A 19,526-nucleotide genomic window follows, 5' to 3' on the forward strand; every position below is an offset into this window, starting at 1 on the left:
TCGCCAAGCAGCACCAGGATCTGAACCTGCCGGGCAGCCGAATCGTGGTCCACCAGGACCAGCAGGTCCCCGGAATGCAGGGCGCCTACGTAAAAAGCCCTTCGCCGATGTATCCTCCCGGCTGGACGCCGGGAGGGACCGCTGCCAGGGCCGAGCCGGTGTGTTTGAGGTATTCCACGGCCATGGTGTCCTGCTTGGCCATGGCCATCTGCATCGGGACGTAGTGCGTGCGGGGATCCCTGACGAAGGCAACGAAGAACAAACCGGCGTCGAGGTGCCCCAGCCCGTCGGAGCCGTCGGTGTAGTTGTAGCCTCGGCGGAGCATCCGGACTCCGTCGTTCTGGTCGGCGTGGGCCATTCGGACGTGAGCGTCCATACCAATCAAGGGTTCGCCGTCCTTGCCTTTAAGGGCAAAATCAGGGGCGCTGAATTCCTTGCCTCCGGATAGCGGGGACCCTTCGGACTTGGTCCGCCCGATCAAGCCCTCCTGTTCGCGGAGCGAGGTGCGGTCCCAGATCTCGATGTGCATACGGATCCGGCGGGCCACCAGGTAGCTGCCGCCCTGCATCCATGCTTCCTCTGGACGGGAGCCTGCACCCGCCCACACGTGTTCGTTCAGCAGGGCTGTATCTTCGGCTTTGATGTTGTTGGTGCCGTCCTTGAATCCGAAAAGGTTGCGTGGGGTCTGCTGGCTCCGGGACGTCGAGGAGGTGCGGCCAAAGCCGAGCTGGGACCAGCGCACCCGGACCGTGCCGAAGCCGATGCGGGCGAGGTTGCGGATGGCGTGGACGGCCACCTGCGGATCGTCCGCGCAGGCCTGAACGACGATATCGCCGCCGCTGCGGTTCGGTTGCAGGTCATCGCCGGGGAAATGTGGCAGGTCGATCAGGGCTTCGGGGCGGCGGCCTTCCAACCCGAAGCGGACTTTGCCGTCCTTTTCGAACAGGCCAGCGCCGAACCCGAAGGTCACAGTGAGCTTTGCAGCGCTGAGGCCTAAGGCTTCGCCAGTGTCCTCCGGCGGCGCGTCGTAGGGGCCGTCCGCCGCGCCGGTGGTGCCAGTTTGGCGGCCTTGGCTCATGGCCTCGGCGGCCGCCGTCCAGTCTCTCAAGAGCCGGATCAAGGCGCCGCGGTCGTCCGTGGTGACGTCGAAGGCAGCCATATGCAGGCGGTCCTGAGCCGGTGTGGTGATGCCGGCCTGGATGCTTCCGTGGAACGGCACAACGTCTGCTTCGGCCGGGGTCGGAGCTGTAGCGGGAGCCAAAGCGTCATGGCTGAGCAGGCCTGCGGCCACGCCTGCAATGGCTCCTGCACCGCCTACGCCGGCCAGTGCCAGGAGGCCCCTGCGCGACATGCGCGTCGCCGGCGCCTCACTTTTGGCCGATTCGGCGGCGGAAGTGTCTGCACCGAGTGCGTCCGGTCCGGCAGCGTCTCTTCCCGCCTGGCCCCCGCCGTACGGGCAGCCGCTCACAGAACGACGGCGGCGGTCAGGTTGGACAGCGGCTCACCGAGGGCGTCCACCAGGGCGGCGAGCTTTTGTACCTGCTCCGGGGTTAGCTCGTCGTAGTACATGAAGCCTTCGCCGCGGTCGTGCTGGGTGAGTTGGGCCTGGAGAGCGGCGAACTTCGCCTCCAGCGACGTGGCGAGTGCCGGGTCTTTCTGCTCCAGGACGGGTTTGAGGTTCTCAAAGGCGATCCGGGCGCCGTCCACGTTGGCCTGGAAGTCCCAGAGGTCCGTGTGCGACCAAATTTCCTCTTCACCGGTGACCTTGCCGGTAGCAACTTCGTCCAGCAGTTCCTTGGCGCCGTTGCCCAACTTGTCGGGGGTGAGTTCAACGTTGCGGGTACGGCTGACCAGGTCCTCGGTGTCGGCGACCAGTTGGGCGGAGAGCCTTTCGCGTTCGGTTGCACTCAGCGCAGCGAATCCGGCAGGCGGGAAGAGGTCCTTTTCGGCGCGGTGCCAGCCAGTCCATTCCTCGCCCGGCGCAAGGTCTGCCTCTCGGGCATCCAGCTTCGGGTCGAGGTCGCCGAAGGATTCCGCAATGGGTTCGATCCGCTCCCAATGCATCCGGGTGGCGGCGTAGAGGTCCCGGGCCTTGGCGGCATCGCCGGCGGCGTAGGCTGCGGCGAACTCCTTGGTGCCGGCCAGGAGCTGCTCGGCCTGGTCCTTGACGTACGCCATGTACTGGGCCGTGCCAGTGTCCGTGAGGGCCTTGATGTTGGTGTCCACTGCGGGCGTGTCCCCGGATTCGGTGATCTCGAAGGCGGAGCGGATGCCCTCGCCCTGCATGCCCGGCTTGCACGCAGTTATGTACTTGCCGGCGGGTGCAGTGGCCACCAGGTTGCGGGTCAGACCCGGTCCGATGTTCTCCACCTCGCCGATGATGCGCAGGCCGTCTTCGGCGAGGAGGTAGAACTCGGTGACCTGGTCGCCATCGTTCTGGATGGCGAACGTGATGTTGCCGCTCTTGGCGCTCGCGGTGGACAGCGAGCAAACGTCATTGGTGCTGGAAACCTTGATGGGGCCGGTGGCGGCCGGAGCGCTGTTGCTCGTGCAAGCGGCCAGTGCCAGCGGAAGGATAGCTGCGGCCAGCATGTAACGGAAATGCCGGTTGGCGAACTGAGGCATGGGGATATTCCTTTGGGGATGTGGTGGTGTGGAGGGGGAAGGCTAGGATTTTGACGCGAAAGTCGGCGGGCTCTGGGGCTCATCCACCGGGTCATGCGCGCGGTGATCGGTGCGGAGGATGAAAAACATCACCGGCGGGACGTACAGCAGCCAGGTAGTGGCGGGGGAGAAGTTCAAGGTGCCCTTGAGCAGCGTTCCGTACCAGGATGACGGCGGATGGACAGGCTACCGCCGATGGCCTCCTGCGTTTCGAACGTCAGTCCGCGGGGGCCGAAACTGAGGAGGGCCTCGAAGCCCTCGGCAACTCCCACGCCGGCCCACAGCTTGGGGAGCAGATGCGACCGGCCACTCTTGGACAGGTAGGCCATCAGCAGGACGATGACGAGGGTCGCCTCAAGGCCTTCGCACAGGCCAAACAGATAGTTCGCGGTCATTCGCCAGTGCACCTCGCCTCGTGGAAGCCAAGGTTAGGCTTACCTAAGAAGGAAGAGTACCCAGCTGTGCCAATTTAGCAAAGTTTTTGTGAGCTATTTCCTACTGCAATAGGCGTCAAGCATCAGCTGTCGAAGTGGGGTTCGGGGGCGCCGCCGTAGCCTTCCAGGATTGATTCCGCGAGGAGGCGCAGCTTCACGTTCCGGTGGCTTGAGGCCCTGGCTAGGATGTCGAAGGCTTCGTCGTAGGAGCATCTGTTCTGCCCCATGATCACGCCGCAGGCGATGTCTATCGTCGTGCGGCTGATCAGGGCCGAGCGCAGCTGGTCTGTGAATTCGGACGCCCGCCGCACCTGCGTCGCCAGGCGCAGGCTCCTCGATCCAACATCCCGGAAAGCAAAAGCCTGCGACATGAGCTCAGTGGTGAAGATGTTGGGCTCGGCCGCGAAGAAAGACAGAGCGCCGGAATAGCCGTGATTCACCTTCAAAGGAAGGCTCATAGCGCTCAAGTAGCCAGCCGCCTGCAGCCGTTGGCGGTAGTGAGGCCACCGCGGGTCCCGGGATTCGGCGTTGAGGAGGATGGCAACGCTGCCGTCCAGCGATTCCGACGCCGGGCCGTGCGAATGTTCCTGGTCCCACCTGGTGAGCGCCACGGCTGCGTCAGGCGCGCCGGCCGTGACCGGTTTCCGCTTCGGTGCCCGGAGGGTCACCGCACAGTCAAGGACCGCGTCGGCGGCCCTGGTCAGGGCCGCGGCCCCTAGGCCAGCGAGCACGTCCAGTGACGCGGCCTCCGTGGGTGCCACCAGATCGTAAAGGAGATCCGTGCCGTCCCAGCGCCAGTGGGTCGGCAGCTCAAGTTCGTCCGAGTCCCTGCCGGTATGTGTTTGACCATCGTTCACGTGATCGCCCCCATCAAGTGAGAAGGGCCGTCGCTACTGCAGCCAATCCCGAGCCTAGGGGGCTCACAACCGGGGCACACGAGTAGTTAGTACTCATATTTGATTAACCCCGGCACGGAGCGGCCCGGGTCCCGCAACGGGATCCGGGCCGGCGTTTCGGCAGTGTCAGCCTTGGTTGATGCGGATCATATTGCCGGAGGGGTCCCGGAACGCGCAGTCACGCGGGCCCCACGGCTGGGCCTTGGGTTCCTGCAGGACCTCGGCCCCTGACGCGCGGAGCCTTTCGAACGTCGCATCGAGATCGTCCGTGTTGAACACCAGCATGGGCATGACGCCCTTGGTGAGGAGCTCCTGGATGGCGTCTCCGTCTGCCTGGGAGCGGCCTGCGTGGGGAGGCGAAAGAACGAGCTCAAGGTCGGGCTGGGCGGCACTTCCAAGGGTGACCCAGCGCTGTCCATCCGAGCCGACGTCGTTCCGCACTTCAAAGCCAAGCGCGTCGCGGTAGAACGCGAGGGACTCGTCGAGATCGTTGACGGTTACGTGTGCGTACTTCAATGAAATGTTCATGTTTCACACGCTATTGCAGCTGTGGCGCGGGCGCTTCTTCAATCCTGCTCAGTGTTTCCCGTGCCACTCCACTGCCCGCTTTCTTGCTTGCTGCCGACGCCTTGCGGTCCGGCCGCGTGTGTTGTTTGGCGATGCAGTTGGGCATGGCGTTAACTGCGTGGTGTTCCCTGGAGCGGTACTCGCTGGGGGTGATGCCCACGACCTCTGTGAAGCGGGAGCTGAACGAACCCAGCGATGTACAGCCCACCTCCATACAGGCGTCCGTCACGCTGATGCCGGCCCGCAGCAGGGCCATGGCGCGTTCGATCCGCCGTGTCATGAGGTAGTTGTAGGGCGTCTCGCCATAGGCAGCCTTGAACTGGCGCGAGAAGTGCGCCGGCGACATCAGGGCGCCGGCAGCCATGGTTGGCACGTCGAGGGGCCGCGCATATTCGCGATCGATCAGGTCGCGGGCGCGGCGCAGGTGGGCCAGGTTGGCCAGCTCCTGCGGTGTCATGCGGTCATTTTACGCGTCGAAGTGGGTGCTGGGCTTGTCGCCGGAGATCTTGATGACCATTTCCTCGGCCACGTCCCGGAGCTTCTGGTTTCGGTGGCTGGAGACGTTGGTCAGGATGGTCATGGCTTCGGCCTGGGTGCAGCGGTTCTGGCCCATGATGATCCCGCAGGCCAGGTTGATGGCTGTCCGCTTCTGCATCGCTGCGCTGAGGTCATCGGCGGCGCCCTGGGCGGTGCCCACTTTCAAGGCGAGGCGGACGGCGCTCCCGGCAAGGTCGGCGAAGCCGGCGGCTTCCTTGATGATGTCGTCAGAGAACACGCTGGTGGACGTAGCGAAAAAATTCAGGGCGGCGGAAGAGTCTTCGCCGATCTCCAGCGGCACGCCCAGGGCGCTGAGGATGCCCTCGTCATACAGCGCTTTCTGGTAGCGCGGCCAGCGCGGGTCGGTGCGGACATCGCCCAGGAGGGTGGGCCTTTGGGTCTGGAGGGCTGTAATGCAGGGTCCCTCACCTACCTGCTGCTCGATTTTGTCCAGGTGGATGGCCTTGGGGCTGCTTCCGCCAACGGTCCTGGTGTGCTTGACGCGTTTCAGAGTCACGCCGCATTCCACGGTTTCACCGGCGTTACGGCTGATCACGTCGGCGGCGATAGCAGCGAAGCCTCCCAGGAACTCGGCTATTGAGTCTGTGCCGATAATCAGGTCCTGGAGTTCAAGGAGGAGGTCGCGCTCCGGCGTTGTGGACATCTCCACAACCTATTCCCATCGGTTAGCGCCCGCAACTGGAAAGGGCTGGGGACTAACCGATGACGGGGCGCTCTTCCGGCAGGCTATAGAGCCTCGGCCGGGAGGAGAGGGCCAGCGCGGACGCTACTGTCACGGTGCCGATCCTGCCGAGGAACATCAGCGCCATGAGGACCCACTCGGCCGACGGCGGGAGGTTGTACGTGATACCGGTGCTCATCCCCACGGTGGCGAACGCGGAGATGGATTCGAACAGTACCTTCTCCAGGCTGTAGTCCGTCAGCATCAGCAGCGCCAGGGTGCCGCCCACCACCGCGGCGACCCCCAGCAGCGCCACGGACAGAGCTTGGCGCTGCGACGAGGCGCTGATGGAACGGTGGGCGATGGTCACCTCATCCCTGCCGCGCACCTCGTTCCAGATGGAGAACGCCAGCACCAGGAACGTGGTGATCTTGATGCCGCCGGCGGTACCGGCGCTGCCGCCACCGATGAACATCAGGATGTTGGTAACCATCAGTGTCTCAGGAGCAGCGGCACCGTAGTCGATGCTGTTGAAGCCGGCAGTGCGGGGGAAGACGCCGCCGGCCAGTGAACCCAACAGCTTGCCCGTCAGTGACAGGCCGCCCAGGGTCTCGTTTCGATTCCATTCGAAGGCTCCGAACAAGGCGATGCCGCCGGCGAGTAGCACTAGGGTGCCGTAGATGGTCAGGCGCAGGTGAATGCTCCAATTCCTGGGTTTCAGGTCGCCCCGGAGCAGTTGGATGATCACCGGAAACCCCAGGCCGCCGGCAATGATGGCCAGGCAGATGGGGACGATGATCAGGGGGTCTTCGGCGAAGCCAACGAGGTTGTCGCTGTAGAGCGCGAAGCCGGCATTGTTGAAGGCCGACACCGCATGGAAGGAACCGTGCCACAGTGCCGTCAGGGGATTCTGGTCATAGGCCAGCCAAAATCGGACCGTCAGAATAACGGCTGTGACCGCCTCGATGCTGACCATGAGCCTGGCCACCCGCAGCAGCACGTGCCTGACATCGCCCAGGTTCAGGGTGTGCGTTTCGGACTGCGCCACCAGTTGCCCGCGCAGGCCTATGCTCTTACGGACCAACAGTGCCAGCAGCGTCGCCAGGGTCATGATGCCGAAGCCGCCCACCTGGATCAGGAACATGATCACAGCCTGCCCGAACGGCGTCCAGTACGTTGCCGTGTCCACAGTGATAAGCCCTGTTACGCAGACAGCCGACACAGACGTGAACAGGGCGGCCATCACGGGGTCGCTTACCAGGTCGCTGCCGGTCCGGGCCATCGGAAGCATCAGCAGGGCCGCACCCAGTCCGATGACGGCCAGGAACGCCAGCGGGACCGAACGCACCGGGTGCAGGAGGGCTCGGCGTATGGGGTTATCGCTCCGCGGTTCGGGGATTCGTCCGCCCCTCAGGCCCGGCATTGCAGCGCCGTTCCGGGGTGGCGCCGGCGCGCCGTTCCGGAACCTGCTCAGGGACATGTCCTAGCCCACATGGATGCCAGGACGGCGACTCGGGTCGGGTTCATTTTCCCTGATGATCTCCCGGACCACGGGGGCCGTGTCACCGCGGCCCAGCAGCAGGTAGCGCATCAGGTGTGCCAGGGGGTTGCCTTCCGCCCACTCAAAATAAGCGTGTGGCCGGACTCCCGTGGCGTCGCGGAGGGCCAGCAGGATGGCGGCGATGGCGTTGGGAGCGGCAGGGCTCTCGGCGCGAAGGACGCGGTGTCCGTCCACCTCGATTCCGCGCACCTCCAGCACGTCACTGAAGCCCGAGGGATCGGTGACGTCGATTTCCAGGAAGATCACATCAGCCGTTCCAGGCACGGGATTGTTCTCGCGCTGTTGAGCTTCCTTCGCGCTGTATTCCGCTGCATCGCGGGCCTGCGGGCGGTTGGCGATCAGGTTGATCCGCCCGTCGTAGTCAATCGTGTCGGTGATAAAGCGGCGGGCGTCGTCGTCGAACTCGATTTTATGAACCCTGAGTTCGGTGGTGCGGCTGACCCGGGACACCAGCGAGACCACAATGATTCCCACGATGAACAGCCCGGAGATCGCCAGGCCGTCCGGTTTGGCGATCACGTTGGCGGCCAGTGCGTACAGCAGTATCAGGGTCAGGACAGAGAACCCGACGGCGGCGCTCCGCCTTTTGCTGCGCGCCGCGGAGATGCTGACGGCTACCGCCCCGGAAACCATCATGGCCAGGATCCCGGTGGCATACGCGCCGGCCTGGGCGTTCACGTCGGCCTTGAACCCTATGGTGATCAGGATGCTGATGGCGGTGTAGACCAGGACCACCGGCCGCACGGCCCGCGACCAGTCTGGGGCCATGCCGTAGGACGGCAGGTAGCGGGGAACGATGTTGATCAGACCGGCCATGGCGGAGGCGCCGGCGAACCACAGGATCAGGATGCTGCTGACGTCGTAGACGGAACCGAAACCGTTGCCCAGCAGCTCGTGGGCCAGATAGGCAAGGGCACGGCCGTTGGCTTCACCGCCGGCCTCGAAGGCGTCGGCGGGGATCAGCACCGTGGTCACGAAGCTGCTGCCCAGGAGGTAGACGCTCATGATCAGGGCGGCCGTGGTGAGGAGCTTGCGCGTGTTCCGGACGCGGGCGGCAAGGCGTTCCTCCGCGGTGGCGCCATCGGCCGCGACCAAGGGCATCATGCTGACGCCGGTCTCGAAGCCGGAGAGGCCCAGGACCAGCAGCGGGAAGGCGAGTAGGGCGGGACCGGCGATGTCCCCGAAGCCCATACCGGAGGAGGTGAGCGCGGCGGTCCAGGCGGACAGCGCACCTGGCTGCGTGACGGCGTCGAACATTCCCACGCCGATAATCACGGCGTTGAGCAGCAGGAAGATGGCCACCAAGGGGATGGCGACTGCAACCGCTTCAGAGAAGCCAAGAAGGAACACTCCGCCCAGGATCAGCAGGAGCGCCACGGTGATCAGGACGGCCTGGCCGTCCAAAAAAGGCGGCAAGTAGGGGTTCTCCAGCATGTGGACGGTGGCGTCGGCGGCGGAGAGGGTGATGGTGATGATCCAGGACGTTGCAACGAAGCCGAGCAGGACGAGGACAAAAATCTTTCCCCGCCAGAACGGCAGCAACTTCTCCAGCATCGCCACCGATCCCTGACCGTGAGGGCTTTCATGCGCGACCCGCCGGTACATCGGCAGCATGCCCAGCAGTGTCAGGCCAACAATGAGCAGGGTGGCCAGTGGGGATAGCGCCCCGGCGGCGAGGGCGGCGATGCCAGGCAAGTAGGAGAGGGTCGAAAAGTAATCCACTCCTGTGAGGCACATGACCTTCCACCAACTGTGGGCCGGTGCGTGGTCCTCCGCGGCTTCGGGGCCTACCGGCTGGTGGACTGTATGTTCCAGCAGCCACCTGGTCAGCCGGTTTCCAGGGTCGCCGTCCCGCTCCGGATTCGGAACACTGGCGGGGATGGAGAAGCGGGTGGGTGCAGTCAACGGGTTACTTTCTCTACCCGCGCAGGCGGGATCGGCGTGAATAACCAACGGAGCGTAGCACCGGGCCAAGGGCGCCCAACGGCGGAACCCGGGATCTTAACGCGTTCTTAACGCCGGCCCCACAGCACCTCCAGACGGATCATTTTGAGGCCTTGCACTTCGGCTACTTAGCGCTACTATGTACTAGTAGCTAGTAACACTGAGTAGTGGATGAGGAGGTGTCCGGTGGGTAAGCAAATGACGGAAATGCTCAAGGGGACACTGGAGGGCATTGTTCTCGCCCTCCTGACCGGGAGCCCGGCCTACGGGTACGAAATCACCACGCTGCTCCGGGCGCAGGGTTTCACCGAAATCGCCGAGGGGACCGTGTACGCGCTGCTGGTCAGGATCGAGCAAAAGGGCCTGGTGGACGTCGAGAAGCGGCCCTCCGAGAAAGGGCCGCCGCGCAAGGTGTACACGCTCAACCCGCAGGGCGAAAAAGAACTGGACGAATTCTGGAAAACATGGAGCTTCTTGTCCGAACGGCTTGAACAGCTCCGCACGGGAGGAAAGTGATATGGCAGCCAAGTGGATCGAGCTGGTGACCGGCTCGCTCGAGCAGAAGAAGCAGTACAAGCAGTCCAAGGCGCGGCTGGAAGCCCTGCCCGAGCCCTACCGCGCCGTGGCGACCGCCTTCAACCGGTACTTCATGTACTACGGCGGGGTCACGGAGGGGGACACCATCGTGCAGATGTTCTCGGACCTGGCGGACCTGTGGGAACGCGCTGCCATCGACGGCACGCCAGTGGTGGAGATCGTCGGCGAGGATCCCATCGAGTTCGCCGAGAGCTTTGCTCAGGCCTACGGCGGAAAGCGATGGATCGACAAGGAACGGGCCCGTCTCATCGAGGCGGTCGATAAGGCGAAAGAGGCAGGATCGTGACAACCGCCGCTATCCGGGTGCAGGGCATCGAGAAGTCCTTCAAGGAAGTGCACGTCCTGCGCGGTGTGGACTTTGACGTGGCCGCGGGGAGCATCTTCGCGCTGCTCGGTTCGAACGGCGCGGGCAAGACCACGCTGGTGCGGATCCTGTCCACGCTGCTGAAGGCCGACGCCGGCACCGCCATGGTGCACGGCTTCGACGTCACCGCGGAGCCCGGCGACGTGCGCGAGTCGATCAGCCTGACCGGCCAGTTCGCCGCGGTCGATGAAGTACTAACCGGCCGGGAAAACCTCGTGCTCGTAGCCAAATTGCGTCATCTAAAGGACCCGGGGGCGGTCGCCGATGGGCTGCTTGCGCAGTTCAACCTCGCGGATGCGGGTTCCCGCAAGGCGTCGACGTACTCGGGGGGCATGCGACGCCGGCTCGACATCGCGATGAGCCTGATCGGGAACCCGCCGGTCATCTTCCTCGACGAACCAACAACGGGGCTCGACCCCCAGGCTCGCATCGAGGTGTGGCAGACCATTAAGCGACTCGCCGGTCAGGGCACCACGGTGCTACTGACCACGCAGTATCTCGACGAGGCAGAACAGCTCGCTGACCGCATCGCGATCCTGCACAAGGGCACGATCATCCAGAACGGGACGCTCGCCGAACTCAAGCAACTCCTCCCGCCCGCCAAAGTCGAGTACGTGGAGAAGCAGCCCTCCCTCGAGGACGTCTTCCTCTCCCTCGTCGGTAACACCAGCGAGCGCCCGACCACCGCCGACGACGGCCCGACCACCGACGGCGGTCACGCCGCCGGCTCGGTCCCAGCACGAAAGGAAGTCCGATGACTGCTCACGTTCTCGGCGACACACGCGTCCTGACCAGCCGCTCGCTGCGCCATATCCTCCGCAGCCCCGACACGATCATCACCACCGCTGTCACCCCGATCGCGCTGATGCTGCTGTTCGTGTACGTCTTCGGCGGTGCGATCAACACCCGATCCGACACGTCGTACATCAACTACATGCTCCCTGGCATCCTGCTCATCACGATCGCGTCCGGAGTCGCGTATACCGCGTACCGGTTGTTCCTGGACATGCAGGGCGGCATTTTCGAACGCTTCCAGTCCATGCCGATCGCGAGGTCGAGCGTGCTCTGGGCCCATGTCCTCACCTCCCTGGCCGCGAACCTGGTCTCGGTAGGGCTCGTGATCGGCGTCGCCCTCGTCATGGGGTTCCGCACCGGGGCATCCGTGGCATCCTGGCTTGCAGTCGCCGGCATCCTGGTCCTGTTCACCCTGGCGCTGACCTGGATCGCCGTGATCGCCGGGCTCTCGGCGAAGACTGTTGACGGCGCGAGTGCGTTCAGCTATCCACTGATCTTCCTGCCGTTCATCAGCTCGGCATTCGCGCCCACCGATTCGATGCCGGGCCCGGTCGCATGGTTCGCTTCGAACCAGCCCGCCACCTCCATCGTGAACACCATCCGGGCCTTATTCGCCGAGGAACCGGTGGGCAGTGACATCTGGATCTCCCTCGCCTGGCTCGTCGGTATCCTGGTTCTCGCCTATGCCTTCGCGACCGCCATTTACCGTCGCAAGATCTCCTAGGGTTTTGTCGGGCAAGCTCCCTGTCAGGCACGACGGCGGTGCCGCCGTCGTGCCCCAGGTTGCAGTGTGGCGTATGCATCAGTCAGTCCGCGGAGGAATTTGTGCCGGCCCTGCACTGGCTGTGCAGCGGGTGCAATGTCAGGATTGAAGGCAGGCACGCAGAGGCCAGAGGAGGCTCACGGATGACCGATGGGACGACAGCCGCCCGCGAGACCGGATACGCGTCGGTCAATGGGCTCCAGATGTATTACGAGTTGCACGGGGAGGGCGGCACTCCGCTGTTGCTCCTGCACGGCGGGCTCTTCGACATCGAGCAGCAGTTCGGTGCGCTGATCCCGAGTTTGTCGGGCGGGCGCCGGGTGATCGCCGCGGACTTCCAAGGGCACGGACGCACTAACGACATCGACCGGCCGCTGGGCACTCACGCCCTGGCGTCTGATGTCATCGGGCTTCTTGAGCACCTCGGTGTCGGCAGCGTGGATGTGTTCGGGTTCAGCGTCGGCGGTGCGGTCGCGCTGGACCTGGCGATCCACCACCCGGAACTTGTGCGCAAGCTCATCGTTTCGTCGGTGTCGTTCCGGCCAGAGGGGGATCGCGGCGGCAACGGGGAAGCTGTCGCGGAGATGACGGTGGACATGATCGCGGGAACCCCAATGGAGGAACGTTACCTCACAGTGTCCCCGCATCCCGATCGCGAGCACTTGCAAGGCCTGCTCGATAAGCTCTCACACTACGGCTCGGGCGAAACCGGATGGAGCGATGATGAGATCCGCGGAATCGCTGCCCCGACGCTCTTCACGGTGGGTGACTGCGACATGGTCAAGCTTGAGCACGCGGTGAAGTTCCTCCAACTGCGAGGGGGAGACGTGAACGGCGACTTCGAGGGCGTGCCCGCGTCGCAGCTCGCGGTGTTCCCCGGAACGACGCACTTTTTCGGGCTCGCGCGGACCGACCTCGTGCGCGAGGTAGTGACCACGTTCCTCGACGCCCCCGCGCCCACCGGCTGGGCCGACCGGTAAGGGCGCCGGCCAACAACCCCCGTATCACCCCAGCAAGTCCGCTTTAGGACGCCTTGCTCGCCGTACCTTTGCCACCCACGGAGTCCACCACGGTGGAGGCCACCTCGCGGAGTTTCACATTGCGGCTGTTGGACGCCCGGGTGAGGATGCTGATGGCCTCGTCCTGGGAGCTGCCGTTCTGCGCCATGACCACGCCCACCGCCATGTCGATGATGGTCCGTGACTGCATCGCTGCCAGGAGGTCCTCGTGTACGCCCTTAAGGTGCGCCATGCTGAGCGCGAGCTGTATGGATCGTGACGCGTTGGCCACGAAATTTTCAGCGGTCAGGACGTCCAGGTCCGAGAATCCGTTGGGTTGTCTGGAATAGAGGTTTGTCACCCCGTGCGCCTCGCCCGCCAGGTTCAAGGGGACGGCAAGGACGGAGCGAACGCCGTTGTCCAGTGCGGCCTCCGTGTAGCGGTGCCACCGTTCCTCGACAAGAAGGTCGGGGATCAGGACGGTGGTGTTCCCCTGCAAGGCCGTGAGGCATGGCCCCTCGCCGAAGCCGTTCTGCAGCTCATCCAGGGACGCCGCCCGCGCATCGCTGCTGGCTGCCACCGCGGGCTTTTTCTCCCGCAGTACGGTCACGCCGCAATCAATAATGTTGTCCTGCGTCGAAAGGCACGACGCCGTCATGATGGCCAGTTCGGTGAGGAAAGAAGTGATCTCTGGGCTGTCCAGGACAAGCCCCAAAAGTCTGTGTTCATCCTCGGCCGCTGCCACATGGCCCGCTGTTCTGCCCTCGCCTTTGGTAGCCCCCAGCTGATTGTGGTCCAAAATGTTCCGCCTCCTTCGCCGAAACCAAGTCCCCTTCCGACGTTACCCCCGTCGGAAGGTGGTGGACATCCCTAATTCATGCGGATAACGGCTCCGCGTTAGGGGTTCTGTTCGGCCCTCCCGCTGGGTAGTTACGGGGTGTGCCGCTGCCGGCTGCCGTGTCCTCGCGCCGGATGATCTCCAGGGCCTCCGGATCCAGCAGCCTGCGGGTGCCGGTCCGGGCGTCCAGGATCCAGAACAAATCCAGTTTGGGAACGACGTCGGTCACCCGGCCCTCGTGGAAGAGCTTGCCGTTGTGCCACGCCTCGATGTAGTCGCCGGCTTGCAGCCGGTCGGTGTTGACTCGTTCGGTCTGGACCGGTTCGGTGTGGATCCGGCCAGTGCTAATACGTTGAGTTCCCATGTGAGCCGCCTCCAACTCGTTGTGTCCCCGTACGGCCAAGCTTGCCGTGGCGACGTTGCCGGAGTGTTTCGCGGGGATGATTTTCCTGTGTCGTCGACCCGGGGGCGTGCGTGGCCGGCTGTAACCCGGGGCGGGAAACAGGCACATCAGAACTTCGCTGCGAAAAGGGGTTAAAGTCCGGGGACAGTTTCCGGATCTCGGGTTTCGCGTTCTTTTGCGGTGACCTGGGCGATGGCGTGCCGGGCGCGGCGGACAAATCGGGCCGTCCGCCATGCGCCGTAGGTGGCGCCTAGTACGAGGAAAAGCCCGGCGATGAGGAGTGGCCAGGGTGCGTAGGCGATGCTCGTCTCGGAATGCTCTGTGCCCGCTTCGGAGGTGACGGTGGCCGCCGCGGTGCCGGACTGAATTGCGGGTGCCTGTGGCAGGCTGGCGTGAAGTTCGAGCGTGGAGCCGGGCAACATGCCTTCTGGTGTGTCGAACTTAAGCTGGGTGTTCGCTCCGACCCAGCTGCTGACATCGAGCGTGCCGGACGGGTGCAGGATGGTATTGCCGGTGTTGTCCAGGGGCAGGGCGAACGTGACTGTGTCCCCGGTCTTCTCCCAGCTCAGGCCGCCGTGTTTGAGTGTGCTGACAGCGGTGCCTGCGACGTTGAGGTAAATGCGGACTCCCTGGCGCTGGATGACGTCTAGGCGGACGGCTGTGTTTCCTTCCACGGTGGAGGTCTTGCCTTGGACCGGGGGGCTTTGGATGATCAGCCCGCCGGCGTAGTCTCCCGGTGGGGTTTCGGCGGGGACGCTGATCCTGAAGGGGACTCTTAGTTCTGAGTTCGCCGCAAGAGTGATGTGGTCGTTGGCCAGTTGCACCCAGCCGCCCACGCCGGGACGCGGCTCGTCCTGGTTGGCCAGCGCGAAGGCGCCTTGCGGTGTGCTGGTGGCGTCTACGGGATAGTTCAGCAGCGTCACGGCTGTTTCAGTGTGGTTGGTGACGATCGCGGTAGCCTCTAGCGCTGCCCCGGGGTAGAGGGAGATGTGGAAGAAATCAGATTCGTTCGCAGGCCGAATTCCCAGCGCCCCGTTGTCGACCGCAGCTACCGGTCCGGAACCGGCAAGCAGGCAAAGGGCCAACGCCGCCGTGATCAGTGCAGTGCTCAGGGCCCGGTGGGGCCGGGAAAAGGGAATGGTCATGGAGGGTCCTTAGATCAGCAGCCGCATTGCCCGTTGTTCGGGTAGGGGCGCAACCCGCCGGATGTTCTCCCCGGGAGAGAACATCCGGCGGGTGCGCAAGGGCTCTAGGAGATGGTGTACGTGAGCGTGGAGACGTAGGGCAGGAGAGCAGTGGACCCAACGGCGCCAAAATAATTCGACCGGTAGGTGTTTGCCGGGACGGCCAGGTTGTAGGTGGGTGTTAGCGCGTAGGTTCCCCTGTTGGCTCCCCCGGACGTAACGAGGGCCTGGGCCGACCCCGACATTGCCAGGGCCGGTGCAGTGATGCCGGCGACAGGATCGGCGCCCGACCCGGCGGTGACTGTGCCCGGGGTGATGGTCAGGTTGGAAACGGGGATGGTGCGAGCCGTTGTTTCAACGGTTCCGGCCGCGCTGGTGGGGACCGTGGCGGTAACTGACAACGTCCATGCTTGGCCTGTGCCGCGGGAGTCTGAAATGCTCCACGGGGACGAAGATGTTCCGGTGGCGGCTTTGTCTGTTCCGTCGAGTGTCACACCGCTCAGGTTCGCCCCGGACGTTGTGGAGGTCAGGGATCCACCGGAAATGGTGGAATCGACCGTGTCCGCCGTTGCCGCCGGCAGGACCGTAGTGAGCAGGATTCCGGCGGCGGCAAGGACGCCTGCGGCCTTGATGAATTTGCGCATGGGATTTCTCTCCAAAGGTTGTGGGCACGCCAAGAGCACGGCCGCGATGTGGCACGACGAAGTGATTGAGATACGCAAGACCGTGCAGGGTGAAGGTCCAACGGGATAACGAGGATCCGAGGGCGGGTTGAACAACCCGCAGCTTCCCACATCCGGCCCGCAGATAGGCACTGGTCTTGCGTGAGAGCAATAAGGAATTCGTTCTGTAGCCCCCACCATGAACGAACATCACCAAACGATGTGGTGTGTATGTGTCACTGTACGCTAGTCGCCGGCCGGCACTCCGGACAGGGACGGCGGAACAGATGTTCACAGGCGGGTCATAGCATGGGGGTATGAAATTTGGGATGATCCGGGGACACTCAGGGCGGAAACTGACATGACCGCCGACAGGGACAGGGATGCTTCACAGCGCCCCCGGCAGGCGCGGCCGCGTGACGCCCTTGGGCGGCCGCTGCCGTACGGAAGCGTCGGCGTCGAACCGGTCTCGGAGGAGCCGCTGCCGCCGGCACAAACATTGGTCACGGCTCGGAGCCTGGTGGAGGCCGGCCGGCCCTTCGCCGCCCATGAGGTACTCGAGGCCCGCTGGAAAGCCGGGCCAACCGAAGAACGCAACCTTTGGCAAGGACTCGCCCAAATCTGCGTCGGTCTCACGCACGCCGCCCGGGGCAACAATGTTGGCGCGCTCCGGCTCATCGAGCGCGGCGCGGCCCGACTCGCCGAGTACGGTTCCGGCAGCGGCCCGACCTACGGGCTCGACTTGCAGGCTGTTGTCAATTGCGCACGTGACCGGATGCGCACTGCCCCCTGAACTGACAGCCGCGGTCAGCCGGCATTTTCCTTGGAGGCAAGCCACCGGTTCAGCGCTTCTCGCCCCACACCCAGAACGGACGTGACGCTGGAGCTACGCGGTCGGCCTTGGTAGCTTCAACGCATGGCCATCAAATTTGAGAACGTCGGCATTGCAGTTCGGGACCTCGAAGCAACCATCGCTTTTTTCACAGATCTCGGTCTTAAGGTTGTCGGCCGTGACACGGTCAGCGGCGAGTGGGCCGACACTGCGGTCGGACTTGATGGCAACCACGCGAAAATTGCGATGCTCCAAACCCCCGATGGCCAGGGTCAACTGGAACTCTTCGAATACATCCACCCTGAAGCGATCGAGACGAACCCAACTCGTCCGAACGACATCGGAATGCACCGCGTTGCCTTCTCGGTTGACGACATCGACCAAGCCCTTGAAATAGCTGCGAAGCACGGATGTACTCCGCTGCGCGGCGTGGCGACCTACGGTGACGTCTACAAGCTCACGTATCTCCGCGGACCCAGCGGAATCCTCGTCATGCTCGCTGAGAAACTGACAAAGGACTGACGCCGGGGTCTGGCCGATGAGGGAGGCCTGCGCCCCAACCGCGCAATAACGCCGTAGTAACGGCCAGCGTGAGCCAATAACTAAAGCGACCTTCGCACTTTCTTGTGAACAACGCCGGTCAGAGAATTGAAGATGACGGAAGTCCGCGCTGCAGCAAGGGAATGAGCAGAGGATCCAGGTGAACGCCGGTGAGTTCGCGCAACACTGTGGGACGAAGGCAAACCTCGAAGCTCAGTCATGGGTTTCGCACTTCTGCCACTGGGCGGCGTCGCTCGTCTTCGGGGAAGCGTGATGTAAAAACCGCGAGCGGAGCCGATCTCAGTCACTCGGTTTTACAATGGTTTGCCATTATTGCGCCCCTCACCACCGTTGCCACCGCTTTGGCATTTTGGTTCGGCTGGACCATGACGGCTACTCGGACAGCCTATTTTGGCATTGATCAAAGTATCCTTGAGTATTCCACGGTCGATTATCTCCTGCGCAGTGCAGATGCGCTGATTGTTCCTGCCATTTTTATTCTGCTCATCACGGTTGTATGTGTTGGAATTCATGCGGTGACCGCTGCAATTATCAGGCGGGAAGTTGGTCTTGGGTACGTCCAAATCGGGGCCGTATTCGTGTTGTTGGCCGGGACATTCGTCACTTCGCTTGGAGTCTGGACGATGTTCGAGGACCTTCCCTTTGCCACTCCCTTCCTTTTCGAACCTTCCGCGCTGGGAGGTGGAATCGCAGTCAGCGCCTACGCTTTCTGGGTGCTCCGGCGAACGGCCCTCGGCGCGAACACGGTAAGGCGCCTGCCAATGTGGGAAAAGCTCGGCTACGTTGCCGTAGTTCTCCTCGTGGTGGTGGCACTCTTCTGGGCCTGCTCTTCCTATGCGGGAGCCCTTGGCACCGGCAGGTCCCGGGAGTACGCCCAGGATCTGGAGCGGCGTCCAGCGGTGACTGTCTACAGCATGCAGTCGCTCGCGCTGGGATCCTCCGTGACAGAGGAAAAAATCTCAACCCCCGGCTCGAAGTACGGCTTCAAGTACACCGGGCTCAGATTCGTGACACTCAGCTCCGGCAAATACTTCCTGCTGCCAGCGGACTGGTCACGGAGCGCCGGCGTGGCGATCGTTTTGGATGAAAGCTCCGAATACAGGGTTGAGTTCGAGCCGGGAAGGGGATAAGCAGTGCAGCGGAAAATAATAGCCCTAGGAACCAGTTGTCTGATAGCCGTTGCCGCGCTCAGCGCCTGCGTCGCGGAACAGCCGACAAACGGCGAAACATCTGAGCCGGCCGCGGTGGATAACCGCGTCAAAGTGGGCGGAAACAACTGGATATATGAACCTGGGGCTAATGCTGAAGTTGTCAGGGTCGGCGCGGTTGAATCTTTTGAAATTGTCAATGAGACCGATGAGGACATTTCACCTGAAGTTGGATTTGGAAATGTCCTGTTCAGGGAGATATCGAACGGATGCACAAACACTGTTCTCAAACCTGGTCAGTCCTGCCGGGTTCTTGGAGAGTGGGTGCAAGGGGGTGTCAGAAAAGCAACCCTGGACGTAGCGGTCACCAAGCAGAGTACGCCCGGCGCTACGAAGGAAAAAATCTCCATTCCGCTTGAGGCGACTTCACGTTCGGAGGTGCCGACAGGAAAAACCGTCTCACCCACCCCGGCTTCTACCACTGCGTCGCCGTCGCCTTCAGAGACTTCGACAACGGGCACTCCCACACCATCGACCTCGACCTCGGGGACGTCAACACCTTCGAGTTCACCAACGGGGACGTCAACGGGTTCGGCTCCGCTGGGTCAGACGCCGTCTCCAAGCGCAACGCTGGGTGGTCTATAGCGTTGGTGACCCTGGTGCCTGGACAGCGGGAAAATTCGAGCAGCTGGTCAGGCGTGGGCATGGAGGAACCGCTCGAGGCCGTTCTCTCCCAGGGAGAGCCCGGTTTGGGCGAGGTCAGGTAAGTGGCAACCAACCCGAAATTGAGACTTATTGTGCAGTGACGGCTCAGTCCGCCGCTGTCGCGCGCGCTCCTGCCCAGTTGCTCCCAGGGGGTCGCCATCCTGATGCCGGGACGCGCCGACGTCGTGGCGCGCCTTCGTGAAGGCAGGAAGAGTAACTGGGCGGGGACGTACGACGGTGGCCCGGCAGGCAGTGGGCCGCGTTCCCGGTCAGGGTGTCGCCGGCTCGCAGGAGCAGCATCCACCACGCCCCGCTGCTTGACGCCCCCCAACGCTTCCGCATATCCTGAACGAACGGTCGGTAAATAAATTAGTCCAATGAAGGCCTTTGC

20 protein-coding genes and 1 pseudogene are annotated in these 19,526 nt (G+C 63.6%); 8 read left to right on the forward strand and 13 right to left on the reverse strand.

Annotation, left to right across the window (positions count from 1 at the left end; all coding sequences use genetic code 11):
• Positions 1-85 precede the first annotated feature (85 nt).
• The 9 genes and pseudogenes from efeB to V9L18_RS05395 all read right to left on the reverse strand — a co-directional run bounded on the left by efeB (position 86) and on the right by V9L18_RS05395 (position 9,246).
• On the reverse strand, positions 86-1,468 hold the full coding sequence (gene efeB, locus V9L18_RS05355) for an iron uptake transporter deferrochelatase/peroxidase subunit (protein ID WP_337346134.1): 1,383 nt from the start codon (positions 1,466-1,468) through the stop codon (positions 86-88).
• Positions 1,465-2,625, reverse strand: coding sequence for an iron uptake system protein EfeO (gene efeO, locus V9L18_RS05360; RefSeq protein ID WP_337346135.1), 1,161 nt, complete (start codon positions 2,623-2,625; stop codon positions 1,465-1,467). Before efeO ends, efeB begins: the two co-directional genes overlap by 4 nt.
• Positions 2,626-2,840: 215 nt before the next feature.
• A pseudogene (locus tag V9L18_RS05365) lies at positions 2,841-3,059 on the reverse strand (high-affinity Fe2+/Pb2+ permease); the annotation flags it as partial.
• A 122-nt stretch (positions 3,060-3,181) separates the two neighbouring features.
• Positions 3,182-3,955 carry an ANTAR domain-containing protein gene (locus tag V9L18_RS05370; RefSeq protein WP_337346137.1) on the reverse strand — a complete coding sequence of 258 codons (774 nt, stop codon included), beginning with the start codon at positions 3,953-3,955 and terminating at the stop codon, positions 3,182-3,184.
• Positions 3,956-4,120: 165 nt separating this feature from the next.
• Positions 4,121-4,522, reverse strand: a complete 402-nt coding sequence (locus tag V9L18_RS05375; protein WP_337346138.1) for a VOC family protein — start codon at positions 4,520-4,522, stop codon at positions 4,121-4,123.
• A 10-nt stretch (positions 4,523-4,532) separates the two neighbouring features.
• Positions 4,533-5,018, reverse strand: coding sequence for a helix-turn-helix transcriptional regulator (locus V9L18_RS05380; RefSeq protein ID WP_337346139.1), 486 nt, complete (start codon positions 5,016-5,018; stop codon positions 4,533-4,535).
• A gap of 9 nt (positions 5,019-5,027) precedes the next feature.
• Positions 5,028-5,762, reverse strand: a complete 735-nt coding sequence (locus V9L18_RS05385; protein WP_337346140.1) for a GAF and ANTAR domain-containing protein — start codon at positions 5,760-5,762, stop codon at positions 5,028-5,030.
• 52 nt (positions 5,763-5,814) lie between these two features.
• Positions 5,815-7,203: a TrkH family potassium uptake protein gene (locus tag V9L18_RS05390; RefSeq protein WP_443197934.1), complete on the reverse strand. Its 1,389-nt coding sequence runs from the start codon at positions 7,201-7,203 to the stop codon at positions 5,815-5,817.
• Between the two features lie 60 nt (positions 7,204-7,263).
• Positions 7,264-9,246, reverse strand: coding sequence for an amino acid transporter (locus tag V9L18_RS05395; protein ID WP_337346142.1), 1,983 nt, complete (start codon positions 9,244-9,246; stop codon positions 7,264-7,266).
• A gap of 225 nt (positions 9,247-9,471) precedes the next feature.
• Here V9L18_RS05395 and V9L18_RS05400 point away from each other — a divergent pair, with 225 nt between their 5' ends.
• The 5 genes from V9L18_RS05400 (at position 9,472) to V9L18_RS05420 (ending at position 12,784) form a co-directional block, all read left to right on the forward strand.
• Positions 9,472-9,801, forward strand: a complete 330-nt coding sequence (locus V9L18_RS05400; protein WP_337346143.1) for a PadR family transcriptional regulator — start codon at positions 9,472-9,474, stop codon at positions 9,799-9,801.
• A gap of 1 nt (position 9,802) precedes the next feature.
• Entirely contained in the window at positions 9,803-10,168 is a 366-nt protein-coding gene (locus V9L18_RS05405) for a DUF1048 domain-containing protein (protein WP_337346144.1), read from the forward strand.
• Positions 10,165-11,004, forward strand: coding sequence for an ABC transporter ATP-binding protein (locus V9L18_RS05410; protein ID WP_337346145.1), 840 nt, complete (start codon positions 10,165-10,167; stop codon positions 11,002-11,004). Before V9L18_RS05405 ends, V9L18_RS05410 begins: the two co-directional genes overlap by 4 nt.
• Complete coding sequence (locus V9L18_RS05415) at positions 11,001-11,765, forward strand: ABC transporter permease (RefSeq protein ID WP_337346146.1); 765 nt, start codon at positions 11,001-11,003, stop codon at positions 11,763-11,765. The genes V9L18_RS05410 and V9L18_RS05415 overlap by 4 nt, the downstream gene beginning before the upstream one ends.
• 182 nt (positions 11,766-11,947) lie before the next feature.
• Positions 11,948-12,784, forward strand: coding sequence for an alpha/beta fold hydrolase (locus V9L18_RS05420; protein WP_337346147.1), 837 nt, complete (start codon positions 11,948-11,950; stop codon positions 12,782-12,784).
• Positions 12,785-12,827: 43 nt separating this feature from the next.
• On the opposite strand, the gene V9L18_RS05425 is transcribed toward V9L18_RS05420, so the two are convergent.
• From V9L18_RS05425 to V9L18_RS05440, 4 genes are all read right to left on the reverse strand, one after another.
• Positions 12,828-13,601 carry a GAF and ANTAR domain-containing protein gene (locus V9L18_RS05425; protein WP_337346148.1) on the reverse strand — a complete coding sequence of 258 codons (774 nt, stop codon included), beginning with the start codon at positions 13,599-13,601 and terminating at the stop codon, positions 12,828-12,830.
• Between the two features lie 76 nt (positions 13,602-13,677).
• Complete coding sequence (locus V9L18_RS05430; RefSeq protein ID WP_337346149.1) at positions 13,678-14,004, reverse strand: hypothetical protein; 327 nt, start codon at positions 14,002-14,004, stop codon at positions 13,678-13,680.
• Positions 14,005-14,174: 170 nt separating this feature from the next.
• Positions 14,175-15,188 (reverse strand): WxL protein peptidoglycan domain-containing protein, encoded by a 1,014-nt coding sequence (locus V9L18_RS05435; protein ID WP_337346150.1) that lies wholly within the window; start codon positions 15,186-15,188, stop codon positions 14,175-14,177.
• Positions 15,189-15,292: 104 nt separating this feature from the next.
• A complete protein-coding gene (locus tag V9L18_RS05440; protein ID WP_337346151.1) occupies positions 15,293-15,871 on the reverse strand; it encodes a hypothetical protein in 579 nt (192 codons plus the stop codon).
• 379 nt (positions 15,872-16,250) lie between these two features.
• On the opposite strand from V9L18_RS05440, the gene V9L18_RS05445 reads away from it, so the two are divergent.
• The 3 genes from V9L18_RS05445 to V9L18_RS05455 all read left to right on the forward strand — a co-directional run bounded on the left by V9L18_RS05445 (position 16,251) and on the right by V9L18_RS05455 (position 18,412).
• Positions 16,251-16,682, forward strand: coding sequence for a DUF309 domain-containing protein (locus V9L18_RS05445; RefSeq protein WP_337346152.1), 432 nt, complete (start codon positions 16,251-16,253; stop codon positions 16,680-16,682).
• A gap of 123 nt (positions 16,683-16,805) precedes the next feature.
• Positions 16,806-17,243, forward strand: a complete 438-nt coding sequence (locus tag V9L18_RS05450) for a VOC family protein (RefSeq protein ID WP_337346153.1) — start codon at positions 16,806-16,808, stop codon at positions 17,241-17,243.
• Positions 17,244-17,431: 188 nt separating this feature from the next.
• The gene (locus V9L18_RS05455) at positions 17,432-18,412 is read left to right on the forward strand and encodes a hypothetical protein (protein WP_337346154.1); all 981 of its coding nucleotides are present in this window, start codon (positions 17,432-17,434) and stop codon (positions 18,410-18,412) included.
• Positions 18,413-19,526 lie beyond the last annotated feature (1,114 nt).

The sequence above is a fragment of the Pseudarthrobacter sp. CCNWLW217 genome (genome assembly GCF_037203985.1).
GTDB lineage: Bacteria > Actinomycetota > Actinomycetes > Actinomycetales > Micrococcaceae > Arthrobacter.

Bases quoted from the DNA above. Each gene is read 5' to 3' on its own strand.
- efeO (WP_337346135.1), bottom strand. From the start codon at position 2,625: ATGCCTCAGTTCGCCAACCGGCATTTCCGTTACATGCTGGCCGCAGCT.
- V9L18_RS05375 (WP_337346138.1), bottom strand. From the start codon at position 4,522: ATGAACATTTCATTGAAGTACGCACACGTAACCGTCAACGATCTCGAC.
- V9L18_RS05380 (WP_337346139.1), bottom strand. From the start codon at position 5,018: ATGACACCGCAGGAGCTGGCCAACCTGGCCCACCTGCGCCGCGCCCGC.
- V9L18_RS05385 (WP_337346140.1), bottom strand. From the start codon at position 5,762: ATGTCCACAACGCCGGAGCGCGACCTCCTCCTTGAACTCCAGGACCTG.
- V9L18_RS05390 (WP_443197934.1), bottom strand. From the start codon at position 7,203: ATGCCGGGCCTGAGGGGCGGACGAATCCCCGAACCGCGGAGCGATAAC.
- V9L18_RS05405 (WP_337346144.1), top strand. From the start codon at position 9,803: ATGGCAGCCAAGTGGATCGAGCTGGTGACCGGCTCGCTCGAGCAGAAG.
- V9L18_RS05415 (WP_337346146.1), top strand. From the start codon at position 11,001: ATGACTGCTCACGTTCTCGGCGACACACGCGTCCTGACCAGCCGCTCG.
- V9L18_RS05420 (WP_337346147.1), top strand. From the start codon at position 11,948: ATGACCGATGGGACGACAGCCGCCCGCGAGACCGGATACGCGTCGGTC.
- V9L18_RS05430 (WP_337346149.1), bottom strand. From the start codon at position 14,004: ATGGGAACTCAACGTATTAGCACTGGCCGGATCCACACCGAACCGGTC.
- V9L18_RS05435 (WP_337346150.1), bottom strand. From the start codon at position 15,188: ATGACCATTCCCTTTTCCCGGCCCCACCGGGCCCTGAGCACTGCACTG.
- V9L18_RS05440 (WP_337346151.1), bottom strand. From the start codon at position 15,871: ATGCGCAAATTCATCAAGGCCGCAGGCGTCCTTGCCGCCGCCGGAATC.
- V9L18_RS05445 (WP_337346152.1), top strand. From the start codon at position 16,251: ATGACCGCCGACAGGGACAGGGATGCTTCACAGCGCCCCCGGCAGGCG.
- V9L18_RS05450 (WP_337346153.1), top strand. From the start codon at position 16,806: ATGGCCATCAAATTTGAGAACGTCGGCATTGCAGTTCGGGACCTCGAA.